At 67.6% G+C, this 2182-nt stretch carries 3 protein-coding genes; 1 reads left to right on the top strand and 2 read right to left on the bottom strand.

Annotated elements, in window-relative coordinates; all coding sequences use genetic code 11:
* Nucleotides 1-185: 185 nt before the first annotated feature.
* Nucleotides 186-896 carry a YceI family protein gene (locus AB4Y84_RS19880; RefSeq protein WP_025878214.1) on the bottom strand — a complete coding sequence of 237 codons (711 nt, stop codon included), beginning with the start codon at nucleotides 894-896 and terminating at the stop codon, nucleotides 186-188.
* Nucleotides 897-981: 85 nt separating this feature from the next.
* Entirely contained in the window at nucleotides 982-1572 is a 591-nt protein-coding gene (locus tag AB4Y84_RS19875; protein ID WP_025878215.1) for a malonic semialdehyde reductase, read from the bottom strand.
* A 122-nt stretch (nucleotides 1573-1694) separates the two neighbouring features.
* On the opposite strand from AB4Y84_RS19875, the gene AB4Y84_RS19870 reads away from it, so the two are divergent.
* Nucleotides 1695-2182: ELM1/GtrOC1 family putative glycosyltransferase (locus tag AB4Y84_RS19870; RefSeq protein ID WP_442250750.1), on the top strand; the 488-nt coding region annotated here is incomplete at its 3' end.

Raw genomic sequence — 2182 nt, 5'->3', positions numbered from 1 at the left:
ACCTCGGTGTAGTTGGATGCATGCGGTTGCCGGCCAGCGGCCGGCACTACCAGACGATCGGGCCACCCGGTGATTCGGCAATCGGCCAATCAGGCAATCGAGCGACCCGTCCAGGACGCTGCCAAAAAAGAAGGCCCGCTTTTCAGCGGGCCTTCTGCCTTCTCACGACGAGTGAGCGGGAGGGATCAAGCCGCCGGCTTCTCGCCGGTGGCTTCGGTGGTGATGCGGATCTTCACTTCATCGCTGACGTTCGGGGCGTAGGCGCCGACGCCGAAATCGCTGCGCTTGATCGTGGTGGTGGCATCGAAGCCGGCGGCCGGAACCTTGGCCATCGGGTGCTCGCCGCCGCCGTTGACGGTGACGTCCAGGGTTACCGGCTTGGTGATGTCCTTGATGGTCAGGTCGCCGGTGACGGTCAGCTTGTTGGTGCCGGCCGATTCGACCTTGGTGCTCTTGAAGCTGGCAGCCGGGAACTTGGCAGCGTCGAAGAAATCGGCGCTCTTCAGGTGCTCGTCGAACTTGGCGGTGAAGCTGTTCAGGCCGCTCAGCGGCAGCTTCACTTCCACGGTGGACTTGGTGACGTCGGTGGCGTCGTACACCAGAGTGCCTTCCGCGTTGCCGAAGTGTGCGCTCGGGTTGGAGAAGCCGAAGTGGCTCCACTGCGCCAGCACGTCGGTGTGGGTCGGGTCGAGCTTGTAGGTGCCCGAGGCGATGGTGATGGCGGCAGCAGCCGGGGCGGCAGCAGCGGCATCGGCGGCCGGGGTGGTGGCAGCCTGTTCGGTGGCGGCCGGGGCAGCAGCATCGGCCGCCGGGGCGGCGGTGTCGGCCGGCTTGGAGCAGGCGGCGATGGCCAGGGTCAGGGCCAGCGGCAGCAGCAGTTTACGGGTGGCGCTCATCTCAGGAACTCTCCGGATCGTAGGGTGGGAACACAGTGCAGCAATGGCCCGCCACGGCGGGCGGGCCCGAAACCGATACAGCGACTTACGCGATGCGCGCCGCTTCGTCGAAGGACAGACGCGGCAGACGGGGGAACAGGCCCGAATCGTCACCGTACCCCAGGTTGACCAGGAAATTCGACTTGATGCTGGTGCCGGCGAAGAAGGCTTCGTCGACCTTGGCGTTGTCGAAGCCGGACATCGGGCCGGCATCCAGGCCCAGCGCGCGTGCGGCCAGGATCAGGTAAGCGCCCTGCAGGCTGCCGTTGCGGAACGCGCCTTCATGGCGGCCTTCGCGCGGGCCGTCGAACCAGGCCTTGGCGTCGGTGTGCGGGAACAGGTACGGCAGCTTCTCGTGGAAGTCCTGGTCGAAGGCCACGATGACGGTGACCGGGGCAGCCAGGGTCTTGTTGTGGTTGCCTTCGGACAGGGCCGGGGCCAGCTTGGCCTTGGCTTCGGCCGACTTCACGAACACGAAGCGCGCCGGGCTGCCGTTGGCGGCGGTCGGGCCCCACTTCAGCAGGTCGTACAGGGCGTGCAGCTGGGCGTCTTCGACCGGCTTGTCGAGGAAGGCATTCTGGGTACGGGCAGTGCGGAACAACTGGTCCAGTGCAGCAGCGTCGAGCGCGTGGGACATCGGTGGATCTCCAGGGCGGCTAAGGTCAGTGCCCGCGGGCGGCGCGGGGCGAAACGTCGATCCGCAGTGTAGAGTGTCGCGACTGTTGCAACACCCAGCAGGGCTGAAACGAATTAATGCCAATGGTGAAACGATCGAGCGCGCCTTGGACGGTCACCGACGGCCGTGCCGGCAATGTCCGGCAGGCGGTCGCGCTGGCCTCGGCGCTGCGCCAAGGCACCCACCGCCCCCTGATCCTGCAACCACGGGCGCCATGGCGCTGGCTGGCACCGCGGCGCTTGCCCGGTGATGTGAAAGGCTACGGCGAGGCGTTCGCGTCACTCGCTGCAGAGGCGCCCGTGCTGGCGATCGGCTGTGGCCGCCAGGCCGCCGGTGCGCTTCGCGTGCTGCGCGCGCGCGGCAGCCAGGTAGTGCAGATCCTCGACCCGCGCATCGGCTCGCGTCACTGGGATGTGGTGGTGGTGCCCGAACATGACGCCCTGCGCGGCAGCAACGTGCTGACCCTGATCGGCAGCCTGAACCCGGTGGACGATGACTGGCTGGCCTGGGGCCGCGCTGCGTTCGCCAGCTTCAGCACCCTGCCCGGCCCGCGCACCGCGCTGCTGGTGGG

Origin of the sequence: Stenotrophomonas sp. 2YAF22 (genome assembly GCF_052114665.1) — a bacterium.
Classification (GTDB): domain Bacteria; phylum Pseudomonadota; class Gammaproteobacteria; order Xanthomonadales; family Xanthomonadaceae; genus Stenotrophomonas; species Stenotrophomonas indicatrix.
Note: the sequence above shows the minus strand (reverse complement) of the source record. Positions and strands in the feature narration are given on the sequence as shown.